12 protein-coding genes are annotated in these 20,215 nt (G+C 68.0%); 4 read left to right on the forward strand and 8 right to left on the reverse strand.

Annotated features, from left to right (window positions below):
• Nucleotides 1-13 precede the first annotated feature (13 nt).
• A complete protein-coding gene (locus J2848_RS34250) occupies nt 14-2,479 on the forward strand; it encodes an MFS transporter (RefSeq protein WP_246194467.1) in 2,466 nt (821 codons plus the stop codon).
• Nucleotides 2,476-3,243 carry an N-acetyltransferase gene (locus tag J2848_RS34255; protein ID WP_211103348.1) on the forward strand — a complete coding sequence of 256 codons (768 nt, stop codon included), beginning with the start codon at nt 2,476-2,478 and terminating at the stop codon, nt 3,241-3,243. The genes J2848_RS34250 and J2848_RS34255 overlap by 4 nt, the downstream gene beginning before the upstream one ends.
• Before the next feature lie 43 nt (nt 3,244-3,286).
• Here J2848_RS34255 and J2848_RS34260 read toward each other — a convergent pair whose 3' ends face one another.
• The 7 genes from J2848_RS34260 to J2848_RS34290 all read right to left on the reverse strand — a co-directional run bounded on the left by J2848_RS34260 (nt 3,287) and on the right by J2848_RS34290 (nt 14,817).
• Entirely contained in the window at nt 3,287-6,691 is a 3,405-nt protein-coding gene (locus J2848_RS34260) for an ABC transporter substrate-binding protein (protein WP_246194465.1), read from the reverse strand.
• 176 nt (nt 6,692-6,867) lie between these two features.
• A complete protein-coding gene (locus tag J2848_RS34265; RefSeq protein ID WP_170307285.1) occupies nt 6,868-8,925 on the reverse strand; it encodes a TonB-dependent siderophore receptor in 2,058 nt (685 codons plus the stop codon).
• Between the two features lie 599 nt (nt 8,926-9,524).
• Nucleotides 9,525-10,133 (reverse strand): hypothetical protein, encoded by a 609-nt coding sequence (locus J2848_RS34270; RefSeq protein WP_149235286.1) that lies wholly within the window; start codon nt 10,131-10,133, stop codon nt 9,525-9,527.
• Nucleotides 10,134-10,214: 81 nt separating this feature from the next.
• On the reverse strand, nt 10,215-11,261 hold the full coding sequence (locus tag J2848_RS34275; protein ID WP_149235285.1) for a hypothetical protein: 1,047 nt from the start codon (nt 11,259-11,261) through the stop codon (nt 10,215-10,217).
• 87 nt (nt 11,262-11,348) lie between these two features.
• Complete coding sequence (locus tag J2848_RS34280; RefSeq protein ID WP_149235284.1) at nt 11,349-12,422, reverse strand: CsgG/HfaB family protein; 1,074 nt, start codon at nt 12,420-12,422, stop codon at nt 11,349-11,351.
• Between the two features lie 96 nt (nt 12,423-12,518).
• Entirely contained in the window at nt 12,519-12,962 is a 444-nt protein-coding gene (locus tag J2848_RS34285; protein ID WP_149235283.1) for a curli assembly protein CsgF, read from the reverse strand.
• Between the two features lie 325 nt (nt 12,963-13,287).
• Nucleotides 13,288-14,817 carry a malonate--CoA ligase gene (locus J2848_RS34290; protein ID WP_149235282.1) on the reverse strand — a complete coding sequence of 510 codons (1,530 nt, stop codon included), beginning with the start codon at nt 14,815-14,817 and terminating at the stop codon, nt 13,288-13,290.
• 337 nt (nt 14,818-15,154) lie between these two features.
• Here J2848_RS34290 and J2848_RS34295 point away from each other — a divergent pair, with 337 nt between their 5' ends.
• On the forward strand, nt 15,155-18,166 hold the full coding sequence (locus J2848_RS34295) for a LodA/GoxA family CTQ-dependent oxidase (RefSeq protein WP_149235281.1): 3,012 nt from the start codon (nt 15,155-15,157) through the stop codon (nt 18,164-18,166).
• A gap of 11 nt (nt 18,167-18,177) precedes the next feature.
• Nucleotides 18,178-19,281, forward strand: a complete 1,104-nt coding sequence (locus J2848_RS34300) for an NAD(P)/FAD-dependent oxidoreductase (protein ID WP_246194463.1) — start codon at nt 18,178-18,180, stop codon at nt 19,279-19,281.
• A 36-nt stretch (nt 19,282-19,317) separates the two neighbouring features.
• Here J2848_RS34300 and J2848_RS34305 read toward each other — a convergent pair whose 3' ends face one another.
• Nucleotides 19,318-20,214: a LysR family transcriptional regulator gene (locus J2848_RS34305; RefSeq protein ID WP_149235279.1), complete on the reverse strand. Its 897-nt coding sequence runs from the start codon at nt 20,212-20,214 to the stop codon at nt 19,318-19,320.
• Between the last annotated feature and the right edge of the window lies 1 nt (nt 20,215).

A 20,215-nucleotide genomic window follows, 5' to 3' on the forward strand; every position in this document is an offset into this window, starting at 1 on the left:
GAGGAACCGTCACGTGCAACGCAAGACCGGCCGTTTCCTGGCGACCTTCCTTCCGTCCGTGCTGCTGATCGTGGCGGCGCTGGTCTTCAGCGCCGGCGTCAATCTCGGCACCTTCCGGCGGGATTGCGGCGACGCGCTGTTCTCCACCTTCGGGGTCGCCGGGCGGAAGGTGGTCACCAGCATCGAATATGCGGTGAAGTACGGCAAGACCATCGAGAATTTCTTCGGCATGGAGCGGGCGCTCAGCCAGTTGAAGACCTATCTGCCGCAGGCGGACGGGGTCGCGGTGGCGCTGCCGGACGGACAGGTCGCCTACGCCATCGGCACCTACGGCTTCAAGGACCGGATCGGCGACCGGCTGACCGGCTACGAGCAGCGCAGGACGGCCGGGGAATTCCAGCACAGCCCGTCCTTCAACTACCACGACACGGACAACCGGTCGCACAAGCTGTTCCTGCCGATCCGCGATCCCGGCGACGGGCGCTGGATCGGCACGCTGGTGATCGCGGCCGGCGACGCGGTGATCGACAATTACGTCCGCGAATTCGAACGCCACACCCTGATCTTCGTCGGCGCGCTGGGCGCCGTCGCGATCCTTCTGCTGGGCGGCCTCGCCCTTCTGCCGGAGCGCAAGGCCGCCGGGCGCGACGGCACCGGAGCCCCCCGTTCGGGGCGCCCCCACTCGGGACGGCCCCACTCCGGACGGACAGCGCTCGCCGTCGCGGCGCTGGTGCAGATCACGGTCGGCGTGACCGGCTATGGCGCCTTCAGCGACGCCTATCTGCGCACCGTGGAAAACACCACCGGGATCGTCGAGAACATCGTGGCGACGGACATCGCCTCGATCATCGGACGCGGGGCGACCTACCGCTCCCTCTCGGGCATCGACGATTATTTCCGCGAGATCATCGCCATCGTCCCCCACTTCAAGGGCATGTCGCTGGCCGTTCCGGAAGGAGCCGACCTGCCGGGATCGCTCGGCTCCGGCCAGCCGGCGGCCAGGGGGGATCTGGTGACGGGACGGGCGCTGGCGACCGACGCCGATCTCGTCACGCCGACCCTGCGCATCGTCATCGACAGCGATTACATCCAGCGCAACGTGCTGGAGGTCGTCGCCAACAACGTGACGATCCTGATCATCTCGCTGATGTTCATCTATGAACTCCATGCCTTCGTCAGCCGGCGGATGCGCCGGCCGGTGGAGGCGAAAGCCGAAACGGAGGGGGTTGGGGGTGCCGCCGCCACGACCGGCCGATCCCTCGCCGGCCTGCGCTTCCTCACCTTCATGCTGTATTTCGGCATGTTCCTGTCGGCGTCCTTCGTGCCCGTCATCATGCAGACCTTCGACAGCGGCCTGTTCGGGCTGGCCCCGCCCCAGGCGGCGGCGATTCCTGTGTCGGCGGAGATGCTGTGCGGCGCGCTGGCGATCCTGCTGGCGGGACGGATCAGCGCGCGCCTGCCCTGGCGGACGATGACCGCCGCCGGTCTGGCGATCGCCGCGCTGGGCGCTCTGACCTCCGGATTGACCGGCGATCCGGTCCTGTTCGTCGTGGCGCGCGGCCTGGTGGGGGCCGGGACGATGACGGCTCTGATGGGGCTGTACCGCCTGATCGACCGCGTCCGCCGGGTCGATCCGGCCACCGGGGCCTATTCCGACCTGTTTTCCGGAATGTATGTCGGCGTCAATTGCGGTGCCGTCGTCGGCAGTCTGCTGGCGGACGAGATCGGCCCCCAAGCCGTCTTCCTGATCGCCGCCGTCGTGCTGGCGCTGGGCATCGCGCAGCTGCTGCTCCTGACGCCCGAGCCGACGGGAGAAGCCGTCCCCCCTGTCGCCGCAGCCACCGCCGCTGTTGCCAAGCCGGACGCCGCAGCACCCGGGCGGCGGGTGTGGAGCGACAGGTCCTTCCTCGCCTTTCTGCTGCTGGTGTCGGTGCCGACCTCCGCCTGCAGCATGTTCCTGATCTATTATTTTCCCCTGTTCGCCAGCGGGCTGGGCCAACCGGCCTCCACGGTCGGGCAGGCTTTCCTGCTCTACGGGTTGTGCATCGTCTATCTCGGCCCGCTGCTGTCGCGCCTGATGCGGTCGAGCGGTGTCGCACCCGGCCTGCCGGTCCTGGCCTCCGGCCTCATCATGGCCGCAGGGCTGACGACCTTCGCGCTGACCGGAAGCCTGATGGGGGCGTTCCTGGCGATCCTGCTTCTCGGCCTCAGCGACAGTTTCGGCCTGACCGCGCAGCAGCGCTATCTGGAGCGGCTGCCGGTGGTGGGCACCCATGGGCTTGCGGTGCCGCAATCCTACCATCTGAACGCCCGCAAGATCGGTCAGGTCATCGGTCCGATGCTGTTCAGCGCCGCCGCGGTCGCCGGCGGGGCCGGCGCGACGTTGATCGGCCTCGGGCTGGCGGCCGCGCTGCTGCTTCATCTGGCGCTGTCCATCCTGTCCCTGCGCCGGCGCCCGGCCGTCACCGGAACGGCATGAGGGAGATCTCGACACAGCCCCTGCGGCCGGAGACGGGATCGGACGGACCCGGCCCGGACGGGTCGGCCTCCCGGCAGCCACTGCGCTTCGCCCTTCTCGACGGCGCCTGGGCGCCGGCCATCGCCGCGTTGCAGGACGCGGCCATCGGCGACCGCATGTATCCGGTCAGCGCCGACCAGATCGCCGAGATGCTCGGCCCGCGCGGCATGACGGTGGGGGTGCTCGCCGCCGACCGGCTGGTCGCCTTTTTCTCCCTGCTGTTTCCCGGCCGGCACCCGGACTTGATGGCGGACTCGATGGGGATCGGCTTCGGGCTTGCGGGCGGAGAGCTGGATGCGGTGGCCCATTGGACGGCGGTGATCGTCGATCCCGCCTTCCGCGGACACCGGTTGCAGCAACGGATGGTCGCGGCGGTGGATTGGCGGCTGTTTCCCGATAGCCCCCACGATTACGGCTTCGTCACCGTGCGCGCCGACAACCCGCCCAGCCTGCGCAGCATGTTGGCCTGCGGCTTCGCCATGGTCTGGGCCGCCCCCAAGTTCGACGGCCACATCCGGCACACCCTGTTCCGCATCACGCCGGGCGACGGGGCGATCCCCGACGGGGGGGAGATGGTGCCGCTGATCGATCTGCCCCGCCAGATGGCGCTGATGGCGCAGGGCTGGATCGGCTGGCCGCAGGGAGCCGCCGCAGGCTGCGTCCGCTTCGCGCCGCCGGTTCCCGGCAGTCTGGTGGACCGCATCAGGGCGCGTCGACGGTCCTGACGGGGCCCCGGTCCCGATAAATCTATCCCGACAGGACCGCCAGTCAGGCGTTGGCGTCGCTGAAGCCGAGGGCGTCGCGCAGCCGGGCGAGCATGCCGGTTCCCTGACCGCGCTGACGGTCCTCATCGTCCGGGCGACCGGCGTCATTCCCATCCGCGGAGCGGGCCGCTGCGATGCGGGCCAGCAGCTCGCGCAGCGACGGCTGGCCGTCCAGCGCCTGGGCCAGCACCGTCTCGTCGATCTCATAGAGCAGTGCCGGCCCCAGGGTCCGCGCCGAACTGGTCCTGGCGGTTCCGTCCAGCAGGGCGCCCTCCCCGAACAGCGCGCCCGGACCGAGCCTGGACAACTCGATCTCCGTGCCGTCGACAGCGGTGGTGCTGAGCGCGACGATCCCTTCCGCAACCAGGAACAGCGAACGGCCGGCGTCCCCCTGGCGGTACAGCGGCGTGCCGGTGGCCACCCGCTGCGGCCGGGCGCCGGCCGCCAGCCGCTCGCGGGCGGCCGCGTCCAGCGGCTGGAACAGCGCGGCGCCGGCGATCAGCGCCGACGCATCGGGATGGGCGTCGGCAGGGTCGGTCCCTCCTTCCACCAGCCGGATGTTGGCGTGGCGCTGCGCCAGCGTCACTCCGGCGTGGCGGAGGACCGAGTGGATGCTGAGCAGCACGGCATGCTCCTGCGATTGCAGAAGCGAGCGGTCGGTCAGGTCGAAGGAGATCAGGAAGCGCATCCCGAATTCGTCGATGCCGTTGAACTTCACCCAGACCAGCCCGAGATGCTTGCGCCCGTCGACGCTCTTCACCAGCCGCAGCGCGTCGGTCAGCAGATTGACGATCCGGTCCGGATCGTGGCCCAGCGTCACATGCAGCAGCATCTGGGCGATGAAGCGGTTGTTGGGATGCGAGCAGTTCTCGATCCGCGTCCCCGCCGCGACCGCGTTCGGAATGCTGACCACCGTGTTGTTGAAGGTCTGGATCTTGGTCGAACGCCAGGAGATGTCGATCACCTGACCGATGGGAGCGTCACCCACCTTGATCCAGTCGCCGCGACGGAACGGCCGTTCGAGATTCAGCACCATGCCGGAGAAGATGTTGGACAGGTTGCTCTGCAGCGACAGGCCGATGATCATCGCCAGCACGCCCGAGGTGGCGAGCAGGCTGGTCAGGTCCTTCTGGAAGACCTGCGCGATCACGCCGAAGACCGCCAGGATCAGGATCAGCAGCGTCAGCGTGCTCTTGACCACCTGGGGGATCGCCCGCTCGCTGGTCTCCTCCAGAGGATCCCAGACGAAGCGGTGCAGGGCCAGATTGATGAACAGGGCGGGGATCAGCCACCATGCCACGTCGAACGTCGTGACCACGGCGGCCATCGCCCGTTCGGCGTCGTACCGCGCGAAACCGTCGATCAGCGCCGCTTCGGCGGCGAGCATGCCCACCCCGGTCGCCGCCGCCTCGATCAGCAGGAACAGGCGGGGGGACCGGCGGTCCGTCTGCCATGCCTCCGCCGCGCGCAGGGCCAGCAGCAGCAGGCAGGCGCCCCACACCCCGACGAGCGCCGGCATTCCGCCGATCTGCCGGCGGAGTCCGCGGTCCTGCGGCTCGATCGACAGTTCGAACCGGACCGCCGGGGCGTCGCGCCCGGCGCGCCGTTCTTCCGGCCGCAGCTGGGCGCCGGGGACCGCGGCCGGAATGTCGGCGGTCAGGACCGCGTCGGTCACCGCCCAGCCGGCCCCGGCGACCTTGCGCCCGGCAAGGACGCCTGCGAGGTCGCGGTGGGCGGAGCCATCGCCCTCGTCGACGGCGAAGATCATCCGGTCGTGACCGAGATCGCGGCTGCGGAACCGCAGGCCGACCCGATGGCCGCCCGGCAGCAGATGGGCGTCCTGCCACGCATCCATCAGGAAACGGCCGGCGACATGGTAGAGCCGGTATTCCTCGTCGCCGTTGCGCACCTGTTCCACCGGGGAACTCAGGACCACCGGTTCCGCGGTGTCGAGGAACTGGATATCGGTGACGGCATCGGGCGACGGGCTGTCGGGAACGATGCGATAGCGGAACCACAGGTCGAACTCGATCCGCGCCGACCGGTTGACCGGATCGATGTCGGAAATGCGGCTGACCGACATGCCGACATGGACCACCGACAATGGTCGCATCGCACCGCCGCCATCCTCTTTCCCGCCGTCCTTGCCATCCGCCTTGCCGTCGCCGTCGGCCGTATAGCGCAGCTGGGTCAGCGCGGTGGTCAGGCCGTCATCCAGCCTGGCGCTGGTGAACTGCCCGACGCCGAGTGCCCGTTCCGGCGTTCCGTCCTCACCGAAATACAGCGGGCCGGTGACGCCGGGCACCGCATGCAGAACGGAACGGATGGCGGCGAGCTGGTCCCGCACCATGCGCCGGGCCGACGCACGGGTGCTCCAGCTGGCAGCCAGCCCGGCCCGTCGCACGGCGGCGATCAGAAGCTGCCCTGCATCGTAGGCATAGAGCGCCGCCCAGTTGCCGAGCGGCCCGAACCGCGCATCATAGGCGCCGAGCAGGCGGTTTGCCTGCTGGTTCGCGATGTCCGGCAGGAAGGGGCTGATGACGAAGAGCCTCCCGGTGTAAAGGCCGGGACGGGACGATTCGCGTGGCAACCGCGACAGGCGCTTGCCGAAGGACGGGGTGCCCAGCCAGTTGGGGCCGAGAATGCGGTTGGTCACGCCCGCATCGCGAAGCGCCTGGACCAGCATGACCGCCGGTTCCTCCGTCGCCAGGAGGAGGACGACCGTCTCGGGCGACTGGGCGCGCAGAGCGCTGACGAAATCGGCCATGTCGCGGGCGAAGCCGGCCGCCGCCGGATTGACCGCCGCATCCAGCCGCAGTCCGACCTCGCGCCGCGGCAAGACCTCGCGCAGGGGGGCCGCCAGCCGTTCCGTGACCGGTTGCGGGGTGCGCAGCAGCGCCACGGAATCGGCAAGCAATCCCAGCTTTGCATAATCCGCCATGAAGGCGGCCTCGCGCTCGTCCGAATGGCCGATGCGGAAATACCAGGCGTTGTTCCGCGTCAGGCTGGTTTCGCTCGCCATCGGTGACAGGGCAGGAATGCCGGCTGCGGCGTAGATGGGAGCCGCCGCCAGCGAGGTGGCGGAACTGTCATGGCCGATCACCGCCAGGATGCTGTCGTCCTCCACGATCTCCGCCGCGGCCTTCCGCGCGCCGGGGGAAACGCCATGATCGTCGAACGGTACGAACTGAAGCTGCAACCCGTCGATTCCACCGGTGGCATTGACGCCGTCCGCCAGAAGCCCCAGCGCCCTGACGATGTCCTGGCCGCCTTCCGACAGATTTCCGGCATAGGCGATGCGGACGGTGCCGACATTTTCCGGCATCGCGGACCGCGACGTCAGCGATGGCAACACCAATCCTCCGGCCAGCAGTGCCGCCAACAGCAGGAGAACGGCGATCAAGCGCATCGGTAGGACAACCCCAGGACTCCACATCGACCGGCTGGCGGCGGGACGTATCCGTCCAGTAGGCCCGAGGGCCCTGCGACGATCAAGCCCCACGCGCGACTTTGGCGCGCAAATCGGCGCGAGACCTGACGAAGCCCCTGCGGGGGAGACGCCCCCGCAGGTCCCGAAACCCGCCGTTACAGCTTCGCCCGCAGGGTCAGCAGCACAGTGCGCGGCTCGCCATAGATGTTGCCCGACTGCACGTTGTTGATGCGCTGGTAATAGGTGCGGTCGAACAGGTTCTTGACGTTGACCGCGGCCGTGACCTTCTCGGTCAAGTCATAGCCGATGCGGGCGTCCACCGTCGCATAGCCGCCCTGGGTCAGGCGGGCATAATTCAGCGACGGGAACTCGTTGTACATCGAGGTCTGGGCGGTCACGCCGCCGCCGACGCTCAGCCGGTCGTCGATGCTCTCGGGCAGGCGGTAGTTGGTCCACAGCTTGATCTGGTGCATCGGCGCGATGGCGGTGAAGGCGCTGCCGGAGTTGGCGCTGCTGTCCAGGCTCTTGGCACGGGTGAAGGTGTAGCCGGCATAGGCGTCCCAGCCCGGCAGGATCTCGCCGGAGACGTCCAGCTCGAAGCCGCGGCTCTGCGCCTTGCCGCTGGAGATGTAGATCGACTGGTTGGGGAAGCGCGGATCGGACTGCGGCCGGTTCTCCTCCTCGATGTGGAAGACCGACGCGGTAGCGTGCAGGCGCCCGCCGAAATAGTCGGCCTTGATGCCGGCCTCGTACTGCCGGCCCTTCAGCGGCTCCAGCACCTTGCCGGACGCATCCACGAAGGACTGCGGCTGGTACATCTGCGTCACGCTGGTGTAGAGCGCATAGGTGGAGTTGACGTCGTAGACGAGGCCGGCATAGGGCGTGACCTTGCCGCGGACCGACGCGCTGCTTTCCGCGGTGCCGGCGAGCCGGTCGGCATCGACCTTGGTCTGCCACCAGTTCATCCGCCCGCCGACGATCAGCTTCAGCGGATCGGCCAGCTTCAGGCGCAGGACGCCGTAGGTGCCCCAGCTGTCGGTGGTGGTCCTGGTATCCCTCTGCCAGTCCCGCCAGGCCGGCTCCGGTGCCGAGGCATCGGGCGAGAAGATGTTCTGGGTCACCGACCAGCTGCCGACCGGATTGGCCGCGCGGTGGCGGAAGGTCCAGCGCTCGTAATTGGCGCCGACCACCGCCTCGTGGGTCTGGCCGAACAGCCCGAAATTGCCGCTGGCCGACAGGTCGGCGCCGATCTGGTCCTGATCGTAGCGCAGCTTCTGGGCGAACAGCGTCGTGCGGTTGACCCCCGGCGTGACCGGCGAATAGGCATAGGCCATCTTCCGGTCCATCTGGTTGTCGATGTAATGGGTGGCCAGCTTCACCGCCCAGCCATTGCCGAACCGGTGTTCCAGGTCGGCGAAGCCGCCCTTGGTGGTGAAGACGTCCTCGTTCCACTTCTCGCCCAGCGAGGTCGAGCGGTCGACGTCGAGCAGGCGCAGCTGCGGCTGGCCGTTCACCACCGACGCATAACCCGGCAGGTTCCAGGCGCCCTGGTAGCTCATGCGCTGGTACCAGGCGCCGGCGGTCAGGGTGGTGTCGGGGGTCAGGTCGGCGGCGATGCTGCCATAGGCCAGCCCGCGGCGCTGTTCCGTCCAGTCCTGGAAGGCGTTGCGGTCCTGATAGGCGCCGACGAAGCGCCCGCGCAGGCTGCCCGACTGGTTCAGCGGCCCGGTGATGTCCCCTTCACCGCGATAGTTGGCGTAGGAACCGGCGGTCAGCTCGCCATAGCCTTCCAGCGTCTTCTTCGGCGTCTTGCGGACGAGATTGATGGCACCGCCGGGCCCACCCATGCCGTTCAGCAGCCCGGCCGGTCCCTTCAGCACCTCCACCCGCTCATACATCGCCAGATCGGGCGAGGCGAAGATGCGGCTGTCCAGCGTCGTCGGCACGCCGTCGAACTGCAGGTTCGTCATCTCGAAGCCGCGCGAATAGAATTGCAGGCGGTTGCCGTCGATCGGCTCCACCGTGACGCCCGGCGTCTGCTTCATCGCGTCTTCGAGCGTGATGAGCTTCTGTTCCTCGATGCGCTCGCGCGGCACCGTGGTGACGGTCTGCGGCACCTCGCGCGGGGCGAGCGGCAGCTTGGAGCCGACGCTGGTCGGCGGGTTGGCGTCACGCTGCCGGTCGGCGCCGACGTCGATCGTCGGCAACGTCATCGTTTCGGACGACGCGCCTCCGGCTTTCTGCTCTGCATTCCGGGCCGCATTTTGGGCCGCATTCTGAGCTAGGGCGACGGCCGGCAGCAGCAGGGCCGCCGCCGCGACCGATCCCAGCAGGCGGACGCGCCCCCTGTGCTTTCCCCCATGGCGTCCGGGCTGCCCGATCGTCTTCATTCCAATGATCCCCCATTCGTCACTGTGCTGATGTCAATTCACGGATTTTTTGGTCACGGACTTTTTGGTTACGGATTTTTTTAGTCATGGCCCCGGCTGGTCCCCCCGGTCAGGGCCATGGCGCTTTCCTGCATAATGAGATTAATTATTATTCGCAAGTTGATTTGCAGCAGGCCAAGCTTCGACCCGGCTGAAGGGCCGTGCAGGCGATACCGTCAGGATGCGTGATGTTCCTGCCGCTCCGGCCTTGTCGCGTTCCCAAGCGGGCATCGGCACCCGCCACGCTTGCTGCCCACCTGTCGGCAGGACGCAATGTCGCGCCACATTATGCGAACGATTCTTATTATCAGTAAAGCTGTTTCTGCTGCGCCGTGCCGACGTGACCACCCTGCCCGACCATCTGGTAGCGGAGCCGGACCGCTTTATCGGCCCGGCGTCTGGATCACCCTGATGTCCATGCCCGACCCGTTCTGAAGGATCCGGAAGCCCTGGCCGCCGTTGCGGATGGTGCTGTCGATGCTGTTGTTGTTGCCGGTCTGGGTGACGGACAGGCTGCTGTTGCCCTCCTGGACGGTGGTCACCTCGTTGCGCACGCCGTCCTGCCGGTGCTTGGAGTCGTTGCCGTCGCCCCGCTGAACGGTGGAGGACAGGTTGCCGCTGCCGCTCTGGCGGACGCTGGAGCGGTTGCCGGACCCCGACTGCATGACGGTCGCCCGGTTGGCGGCACCGTCCTGCATCAGGGTGGCGTCGTTGCCGGTCCCGGCCTGGGCGATCGACCCGGCGTTGCTGCCGAGCTGGGTGATGCTGGCCCGCTGCCGCTGGCCGGATTGGGTGATGGTGGCGCTGTTGCTGCCGGACTGGAGCTGCTCGGCCCAAAGCTGCGTTCCGGTCTGCCGGGTGTCCGCGCTGTTCGCCCCGGTCTGCACATGGCTGGCCTGGTTGCCCTCGCCGACCTGATCGATGTAGGCGACGCTGCCGGCCGCCGCCGGGCCGGCCAGCAGGACCAGCAAGGCGGTACAGGGAACACGCATGACGAACCTCCTTTTCCGGGAAGGAGGCGGAGCGATCCCCCACCTCCCCGCCTGCTTTTTTGTCAGATCGGCGCCATCGGATCAGCGCTGGATCTGCGTGTTGCGGTTGCCGGTGCCGTCCTGCCGGGCGCCGACTGTGTTGTTGTTGCCGGTCTGCGACTGGATCGACCGGTTGTCGGCACCGTTCTGGTACAGCGACGCGGTATTGAAGTTGCCGCGCTGGGTCTGCTCGCCGTAATTGGTCGGCGATGCGGTGGCGCTGGTGATTTGCAGGGCGTCGGCGCTGTTGCCGTTGCCGCTCTGGCTCTGGGTCAGGACATTGTACATGCCCTGCTGACGGCCGGTGGCGGCGTTGCCCGATCCGGTCTGCGTCTGGGTCAGGCCGTTGTACATCCCGTCCTGCCGGCCGGAGGCGCTGTTGCCGGTCCCGCTCTGGGTCTGGCTGGCGGTGTTGTAGGAGCCGGTCTGGAGAGCGGCGGCCACGTTCAGATCGCCGCTCTGGGTCTGTCCGGCCGTGTTCCTGACGCCGGTCTGGGTGATGCGTGCGCTCTGCGACCGCCCGTCCCGCTGGCTCTGCGTCGCCTGGTTTTCGGTCTCCGCCTGCTCGATGTAGGCGGCGCTGCCGGCCGTGCTGGTCTGGCTCTGCGTCGCCTTGTTTTTGCTGTCGGACTGGCGCAGGTCCAACAGGCTGCTGGAGCCGCCGGACTGGCTCTGGCTGCCGGTGTTGGTGACGCCGGTCTGCGACGCGACGGCGCGGTTGGCGGTGCCGCCCGCACCGGTCTGTGTCAGCACATGACCCGAGCCGGCCTGCGTCGCCGACAGCTGATTGCGCTGGCCGTTGGTCTGCTTCTGGGCAAGGTCGTTGCGGTCGCCGTTCTGCGAGGCGGCGGCCTTGTTTCCCGTGCCCCCGGTCTGCGAGACCACTGTCTTGTTGGAGAAGCCTTTCTGGACGTTGCTGGTGACGTTGCCGCTGCCCCGCTCCTGCGTCTGTTCGTTGCTGTTGAAGGTGCCGGCCTGATCGATGTAGGCGGCGTTCCCCCGCGACTGGGCGGAGGCCGGTCCCGCCCCTGGGACAAGACCAGCAGCAAGGGCCAGGATCGCGGCGGTGACGAAGAGAGACGTCTTCATGGCGTGCGATTTCCTCAATTTATGGTGCGACACGGCTGCCAAAGAGCCAAACGAATGGGGTCTTTATTGGAAATGCCGCCCGCTGCCTTACCGGGCCGTCGGCGGGACGGACGGTACCTGCGGGAGTCCGCTGGGGTTGGGCGTCGTCGGCAGGATGAAGGTCTGGCCGCCCTGCGGAGCCTGGGGTGACCCCACCGGCGGCACCATGCTGCGCTCGCCGTTGGCGGCGGAGCCCGTCGGCGTCCGGCTTTCCGGCGGCGGAACGGTGACCGGCTGCGGTTCGGCCCGCAGATCCTCCGGAGTCGCCTGCATGCGCGTCCGCTCGACGATGCCGTCGCGTTCCTCCAGATAGCGGTCGATGAAGGGCTGCGCCTCCGGTCCCCGGAACTCCCAATAGCCGTCGAGGACCCCTTCCATCACCAGCGTATAGACCGCCTTTTCGATGGCCTGCTTCACCGCCAGCTGGACCGGTTCGTTGGTGGTGACGCCGCCCTCGATCTCCAGCAGCTTGTTGAAGCCGACATAGCGGAAGGCGTCGCCATGCAGCAGCACCGAATAGACGGTCTTGGTGGTGTTGACGCTTTTCAGCACCTCGCCGTTCTGCACCGACACCGCCCGCAGATAGACGGTGACGGTGTCCCGCCGGTACTGCGTGTCGCCGCCGACGCCGAGGAAGCGGGCGCCGAATCCCCCCGTCAGCGTGTTGCTGTCATAGCCGACGATCCCGCCTTCCAGCAGGATCCCGGCATAGGTCAGCGGCGGCAGCGCCTGCGATCCTCCGCCATAGGTTTCGCGCATGGAGCGGATGATCTGCCGTTCCTGAAGCAGGGCCGGCAGGCCGCGCCGTTCGGCCACCCTGAACCAGGACCGCCGCCCTGCCCGCTCCAGCGCGTTCACCAGGATGGTGGCGCCGCCCTGGGTCACCGCCCGGCTGTATTCGGAGAAGGTCTCGTTCGGCTTGTTCTGCCCGGTCAGGTCTTCGAAATTATAGACCGCGACCGTCAGCTGGCGGACCGGCGGCGGCAGGGCCAGCAGATCGTCCAGCATCGCCGTCTTCGGCTCCAGCCTTGGGGTTTCCGAAAAGGCGGTTTCCGGGCGCGTTGCCGAACAGGCGCCCAGCAGAAGGCAGGCGCCGGCCAGAAGCAGGGGGACGATGCGCATGGGGTCTGTCCGGGAGGAAGGCAAACGGAAGGCATCGGTGCCCGACCATTGGTCAGGACCGGAGAAGGGCCGGCACTTGCGGAAGGAATGCGGGGATCAGTAGGCGGGTGTCGGGATCTGGATCACCGTCCTGCCGCCCGTCGAACTGTCGGTGATGGTGACCGAGGTCGACCCGCCGCTCTTGGCGAAATCGACCGTGGTGCTGCCGATGACGAAACGACCTGAGTCCCTGGCATTCTCCCCATAGATCTGGTCGGCGATCTGGGATGAAATCCGGCTCAGCAGGCTGCTCTGGATGACCCGCTCGAACTCCTTCGACGGGTCGGATTGCGCAAGAAGGCCGCTGTTGCTGCCCGGTTTTTCGAACTTGTTGTTGGCGTTGGCGGTGCCGAGCAGATGCTCGCTGTAAAAGGGATTCCCACCGAAGGACGGGTTCCGGGGGGTATAGACCAGCTCACCGGCCAGAGCCGCCCCGCCCGGCCCCGCCGCCAGGGAAACCGCGGCAAGCGTCGACGCGGCCAGGATCAAGCATCCTCGCATGCCGCAGCACTCCCTTCAAATTTGACTTACATGTCCTGCGCCCGGCCCTGCACCCGAATGGCTCCGCTTTGGAGCAGCTTCGGTAACTTCCACGGTGTCGGGCACCAACCCAGAGGAAGCTATTTGAGCAACGGCCTGAAATAAATTGCGGAGGAGGATAGTTTTGCCTTTACCCACAAAGCAAGGTTGTAGCGGGGTGGCGTAATCCCGGCAGCACCCTCTGCAAAATCGAGTCGGATGACTGGATAGGACCCGCCGCTTTGGGAGGAGAGAGGGAGCCGAACGGCCGGCGGAACGGCCCCCTCCACCCCTTCCGGAATCGCCGTTATCCGGCGAACCGGCCCTTGTATGTCTCCCGCAACAGCGCCTTCTGCACCTTGCCCATGGCATTGCGCGGCAGCTCGTCGACGAAGACCACCGCCTTCGGCACCTTGAAGTTCGCCAGCTGCTCCTTGCAGGCGGCGACCACCGCCGCCTCGTCCACGCCTTCGCCGGCCCCACCCGACCGGCGCAGCACCACCGCCATCACCGCCTCGCCGAAGTCCGGATGCGGCACGCCGATCACCGCCGATTCCACCACGCCGGGGATGGCGTCGATCACCGTCTCGACCTCCTTGGGATAGACGTTGAAGCCGCCGGAGATCACCAGATCCTTGGCGCGGCCGATGATGTGGACATAGCCGCGCCCGTCGATCCGGCCGACATCGCCGGTGATGAACCAGCCGCCGGGGCGGATTTCCTGCGCCGTCTTCTCCGGCATGCGCCAATAGCCGGAAAACACGTTCGGCCCCTTCACCTCCAGCACGCCAATCTCGCCATCGGGCACCGGCTCTCCCGTCTTCTCGTTGGCGACCCGCACCGACACCTCGGGCAGCGGGAACCCGACGGTGCCGGGGATACGGTCGCCGTCCAGCGGGTTGGAGGTCAGCATGCCGGTCTCGGTCATGCCATAGCGCTCCAGGATGGCATGGCCGGTGCGCTCGGCGAACTCCCGGTGGGTGTCGGCCAGCAGCGGGGCGGAGCCGCTGATGAACAGCCGCATATGCGCCGCCGCCTCCCGCGTCAGACGCGGATCGGCCAGCAACCGGGTGTAGAAGGTCGGCACCCCCATCATCACCGTCGCCCGCGGCAGCAGGCGGAACACGGCGTCCGCGTCGAATTTCGGCAGGAACAGCATGCCGCTGCCGTTCATCAGCACGCAGTTGGTGGCGACGAACAGCCCATGGGTATGGAAGATCGGCAGCGCGTGCAGCAGCACATCGTCCGGTCGGAAGCCCCAGATGCGATGCAGGGTGGCGGCGTTGGAGGACAGGTTGCGGTGGCTCAGCATCGCCCCCTTCGACCGCCCGGTGGTGCCGGAGGTGTAGAGGATCGCCGCCAGATCGTCCGCCGCGCACGCCACCGTGTCGAACGCCGGATCCAGCCCAGCCGCCCGCTCCGGCAGGCTGCCGTCGCCATCGGAGCCCAACGTCAGCAGTGTCCCCACCCCCGCCGTCTTCGCGGTGTCGGCCAGCGCCGCCGCGTTGCCTGGCGTGCAGACGAAGACCACCGGTTCCGCATCGCCGAGGAAATAGCCGACCTCCGCCTTGGTATAGGCGGTGTTCAACGGCAGATAGGCGGCCCCGGCGCGCAGGCAGGCGAGATAGAGGAAGACCGCCTCCGCCGACTTCTCCACCTGCACCGCCACCCGGTCACCCTTGACCACGCCCAGCTCCGTCAGCAGCCGGGCATAGCGGCCACTGATCTCCTTCAGGTCGCGATAGCTGTAGCGGCGGCCGGACTCCAGCTCGATGAATGGAGTGTCGGCATCGACGGGAAAATTCGCGGCGGCGATGTCGAAAAAGTTGTCGGTCATTCTGGTCGGATCCCTGCGGAACGAATCGCCCATCATACACCGGAGTGGGGCAGGGTGGGGACTGTGGGACGTCCCACATCGGCGCATCGGGATCGGCATACCCGGACTGATGGAGCGAACACCGGCAAGTCTGCTCAATCCAGACACTCTCGTCCTTATGAACTCGCCGAAAAGCGAAAAATGTTCGCGCTGCCGATTATTTATGGTGGAAAGCCGCGAAGTGCTTGCGTAAGCACGATTCATTGCACGGGAAAATCATAAGGCGAAAACAACTTTCCGCGCCCACCTGACCACCCCGCCCCGGCGGTGCCGCCGGACGATACAGGAGATGGAGCGAATGACGGCCAACGAGTCCACCAAGAATCCCCCCTGCTTCGACTGCGCCACCAATGCCACCGGGCGGCTGGACGAGATGTTCATCCGCATGGTCCAGATGAAGCGCATTGCGCTGGGCCAGAAGCCGGCGGAACGTGCGGTCTTCCGCAAGCTGCACGGCGCCGCCCATGGCCGACTGGTGATGGATCCGAACCGGCCGGAGTCCTTGCGCGTCGGCGTCTTCGCCAGGGACGATCTGCCGGCCTGGGTGCGCTTTTCCAGCGACACCGGCCCGACCTCGCCCGATCTGGGATCGACGCTCGGCATCGGGCTGAAGGTCTGGGGCGTCGATGGCGTCAACGCGCTGGGCGAGCAGGGCGACGTCGCCGACTTCATCATGCAGAACTACCCGGTCTTCTTCGTCGACAACGCCGAGGAGATGTGTGAGTTCACCTATGCTGGCGTCGTCCTGAACGACTATCCCGGCTATCTCAACACGCACCCGAAGACCAACGACATCCTGAACGCCATGTCGGCCCAGGTCGACGGCAGCGTGCTGACCACCCAATATTGGGCGATCCTGCCCTTCGATTTCGGCCCCGACCATTACGCCAAATACTCGCTGGTGCCGGAAACGCCGCCGCCCGGCCATCCGGCGGTCAATGTGCCGACTGACGACAAGAACTATCTCGCCACCGACCTCGCCAACCGGCTGCTGGACGACGACTACCGCTTCACCTTCCTGGTGCAGGTGGTGCCGAAGAGCGCCGGCTATCCGCTGGACAAGGCGACGGAGGAATGGCCGGCCGACCAGTATCCCTACCAGCCGGTGGCGACGCTGATCCTGCCCAGGCAGGATGTCTGCGCCCGCGGCCAGGGAGACTATGGGCAGGAGCTGGCCTTCAACATCTGGCGCACGCCGGTGGCGCAGACGCCGCAGGGCAGCATCGCCGCGGTGCGCAAGCTGGTCTACAACCACGGTGCCGACGTCCGCCATCAGGCCAACGGCCAGCCGCTGGAGCAGCCGACGGTGCCACGCACCGAAGCGCCGCCGCTGCCCGCGGACGATTGCATCGTCAAGGCGGTGATCTATCCGCCCATCGGCGTCGCCCGCATCGGCAATGCACCCAAGGGCTATGTCGTCGGCCCCGAAGTGCCGAACCCGAAGCCGCTGATGGCCGGCGACGACCCGGCACAGAACCCCTACCGTGACGCCGAAGGCCGGCTTCTGCCGCAGGCCGCGCGTTTCCGCATCTACGGCGTCAACGCCATGGGCCGGATCGTCCGCGAGCTGACCGCCGCCGACAGCGGCGCCGACATCACCTGGAAGGTCCATCTCGCCAACAAGAAGTCGGCCTGGTACGGCTTCCAGCTGGCGCTCGACATTCCCGAAGCGGCCTCGGCCGACCCCACCACGCTGCGCAATCCGACCGTCGCCGACCGCGAGGCGCTGGTGCTCGATGCCGGCGAACAGACGATCCATGCCGGCCACGGCAAGCAGAGCCGCAAGCTGGTCGCCGGCAAATTCATGCATCAGGGCGAGCCGGTCTATCTCGGCCGCATGTGGTGCGAGGAGGGCGACCACCGCCTGCTGGTCACCGGCGGCCGTGGCTTCTCCTCCTCCTACAACGGCACCAAGGCGATCACCTTCGGCAACAACGAGGGCTGGCACGACGACACCGCCGATGGGCCGGTCGATGCGGTGGTGACGCTGAACGGCATGGAGCTGCCGGTCACCCCCGCCTGGATCGTCGTCGCCCCGCCGAATTACGGGCCGCAGCGCAAGTCGGTCCGCACCATGTGGGACCTGATGCGCGACGTGGCGATCCAGGCCGGTACGCTGCCGAAGCCCGCCCGCCCGTCCTTCACCCACGACATCTACCCGGTGTTCGAACGGATGACCGGGCTGCAATGGGTCAATGCCGGCTTCGCCGCCGGGTTCGGCTGGAATTCCGCCAACGACTTCACCAAGGCGGAGTGGATCGCGCGGCTCAGCGACCGCAGCCTCGCCAACCAGGAAACCCGGCGGGTGCTGAAGAACTCCTTCCGCCATGACGCGGTGGACAGCTGGTCGCCGATGCCCTGGCCATGGGTCTATGGCGACGCGATGAACATCCCGCCGGCCCAGACGCCGCGCCAATACACCGCGCTGACCCAGACGCAGCTGGAGTTCCTCGACCAGTGGGTGGCCGGCGACTTCGACGACGATTGGGGCAAGGCGCCGGTCTACACCGACTTCGATCAGGTCCCACTGGACGAGCAGGGCGACGTGCTGACCCGCGCCGCCATGGACTTCTGTCTGGCCGATGCCTTCCATCCCGGCTGCGAGATGACGTGGCCGGTCCGGGCCTCCACGATGTACATGGAGCCGTTCCGCTTCGCCCATGCGCCGAAGGGCTGGGTGGAGCCGGGCCTGGGCGCCATCCTGTCCAGCGACACGGTGACCATCCCCAACGGCCCGCTCTATGGCCAGCTTCCCGGCGGCATTACCCGCTGGATGGCGGTGCCGTGGCAGACCGACACCGGCAGCTGCCGCTCCGGCTACGATGCCAGCTACGATCCCAACGTTCCCACCTTCTGGCCGGCCCGCGTGCCGAACGAGGTGCTGACCCGGGAGAACTACCGGATCGTGATGGATTCCGACCAGCCACCCCAGGTGCGTCTGGCCGCCTTCGCCAACCGCGCCGCCTGGATCGCACCGCTGGGCACCACCAGCTACACCGACCAGATCAACAACATGATCCATCACTTCGACCATCTCGGCGTGGTCGAGGTCAACCCCGGCCCGACCGATCCGGAAGGGGCCAAGTTGTTCCCGGCGCTGATCGAGGTGGAGGACCAGCACATCCCGATCCCCGATGTGGACGACACGGCCGACACCAAGGCGGTGCGGGCGGCCCACCGCACGCTGTCGACCAGAGCGCCGGCTGCCTCGGGCGGAGGGGCCGGTGGCGGGGCCGGGCTGCGGTCGACGCAACCGGTCGACATCAGCCGGATCGACAAGGTCCGCCGCTTCCCGCGCGGGCTGCGGTGATCCACGCAGGTGTGATCGAAGCGGATGCGGTCGTTGTCGGGGCTGGCCCCGCCGGGGCCGCCTTCGCCCTCAACCTCGCGCCGCTGCACCGGGTGCTGGTGCTGGACCGGCGGGACAGCCCCGCCCTTCGAAACGGCGTATCCCGCATCGGCGAATCGCTGGCGCCGGCGGCGCGCCGGCTGCTGGCCGACATGGGGCTGTGGGAGAGCTTTCTCGCTGAAGGCCACTCCCCCTGCCATGGCGGCCGGTCGGTCTGGGGCGGGCCGCTGCTGGTCGAGGCCGACAACCTGCGCGACCTCGACGGACCGGGCTGGCACCTCGACCGCAGCCGCTTCGACGGCTGGCTGCGCCGGGTGGCGGCCTCGCGCGGTGCCGCCCTGCTGGTTCCGGCCCAGCCGCTGTCGGTGGACAGGGCAGGGGAGGGCTGGCTGCTGGAGGTGGAGACCGCCGGCCGCCGCATTCCCATCCGCGCCCGCCTGCTGGTCGATGCCGGCGGGCGCGGTTCGCCGCTGGCGAAACGGTTCGGCGCCCGGCGGACGGTGTCGGACCGGCTGGTCTGCGGCTGGAGCCATGGCTTTGATGCCCCCGGCCGTCAGTCCGGCCTGACCTGGATCGAGGCGGAACCGGACGGCTGGTGGTACAGCGCCCCGCTGCCCGCCGGCCGCCGGGTGGTCGCCTTCCACACCGACGCCGACCTCGATGCCGCGGCGGACGCCCGCGATGCCGCATCGCTGCTGCGCAGGCTGTCCGGTTGCACCGTTCTTGCCGACTCTTTGCGCGCCTGCGGTTTCGAACCGGACGGGCAGGGCGGTTTCTGCGCCGCCCACAGCAGCAGCCTGTCCCCAGCCTCGGGCGACGGCTGGCTGGCGGTCGGCGACGCCGCCCTGGGCTTCGACCCGCTGTCGTCGCAGGGTATCTTCAACGCGCTCTATACCGGCTTGGCCGCTGCGGAAGCCGCCGACCGCCATCTGTCCGGCGATCCCGCAGCGCTGCCCGGCTATGCCGCCGGCCTGACTCCCATCCACGACGCCTACCGCGCCCATCTCCATGCTTGGTACGGCCTGGAGCGCCGCTGGCAAGACCGCCCCTTCTGGCGCCGGCGACTGGTGGAGTAGGGAAGGGCGGGGGAATGTGGGACGTCCCACATGGAATCAATTAGCCCCAAGCTCCCGCACCAGATCGACCAGCGCCCGCAGCCCCGGCGGCAGGTGTCGCCGGCCTGAATAGTAGAGGCACAATCCCGGAAACGGCTGCGTCCACTCCTCCAGCACGCGCAGCAGGCGACCGGCGGCGACGTCCTCGGCGACATGCCATTCCGCCAGGTAGCCCACCCCCATCCCAGCCCGCACCGCATCGAGCATCAGATCGGGATCGTCCAGGATCAGCGGCCCGTTGCCGTCGATAGCGACCGTCTCGCCATGGCGCTCGAACTCCCAGCGATAGAGGGCACCGCTCGGCAGGCGGCTGCGAATGCAGCGGTGTCCCGAAAGGTCGCCCGGCGTCACCGGCAGGGAGCGGCCGGCGAAATAGTCCGGCGTGCCGACAACGGCAAAGCGCAGCTCGGGGCCGAGCGGGATGGCGATCATGTCCTGCGGTACCTGCTCCGCCAGCCGCACGCCGGCATCGAAGCCCTCCAGCACGATGTCGACCAGCTTCCCTTCGGTGACGATGTCCACCGTCATCTCGGGATAACGGCGCAGATATTCCAGGATGACCGGCTTCATGATCATCCGCGCCGCGCCGGCCGAGCTGTTGATGCGCAGCGTTCCGGCGGGTGCGGCCCGATGGTCGGACAGCCGGTCGATGGCGGCCCGGATGTCGCGCAGGGCAGGGGCGGTGTCGGCGACGAACTGCTCCCCCGCCTGGGTCAGCGCCACGCTGCGCGTCGTGCGGTGGAACAGCCGCACCCCCAGCCGCTCCTCCAGCGCCGCGATGGCGTGGCTGAGCGCCGAGCGCGACATCCCCAGTTCGGCCGCCGCGGCCCGGAAGCCGCGATGACGGGCGACCGCCTGCACAGCCTCCAGCTCCGCCAGTCCGGTGAGTGACATT

Source organism: Azospirillum lipoferum, assembly GCF_024170005.1.
In the GTDB taxonomy this organism is placed as follows: Bacteria; Pseudomonadota; Alphaproteobacteria; order Azospirillales; family Azospirillaceae; genus Azospirillum; species Azospirillum lipoferum.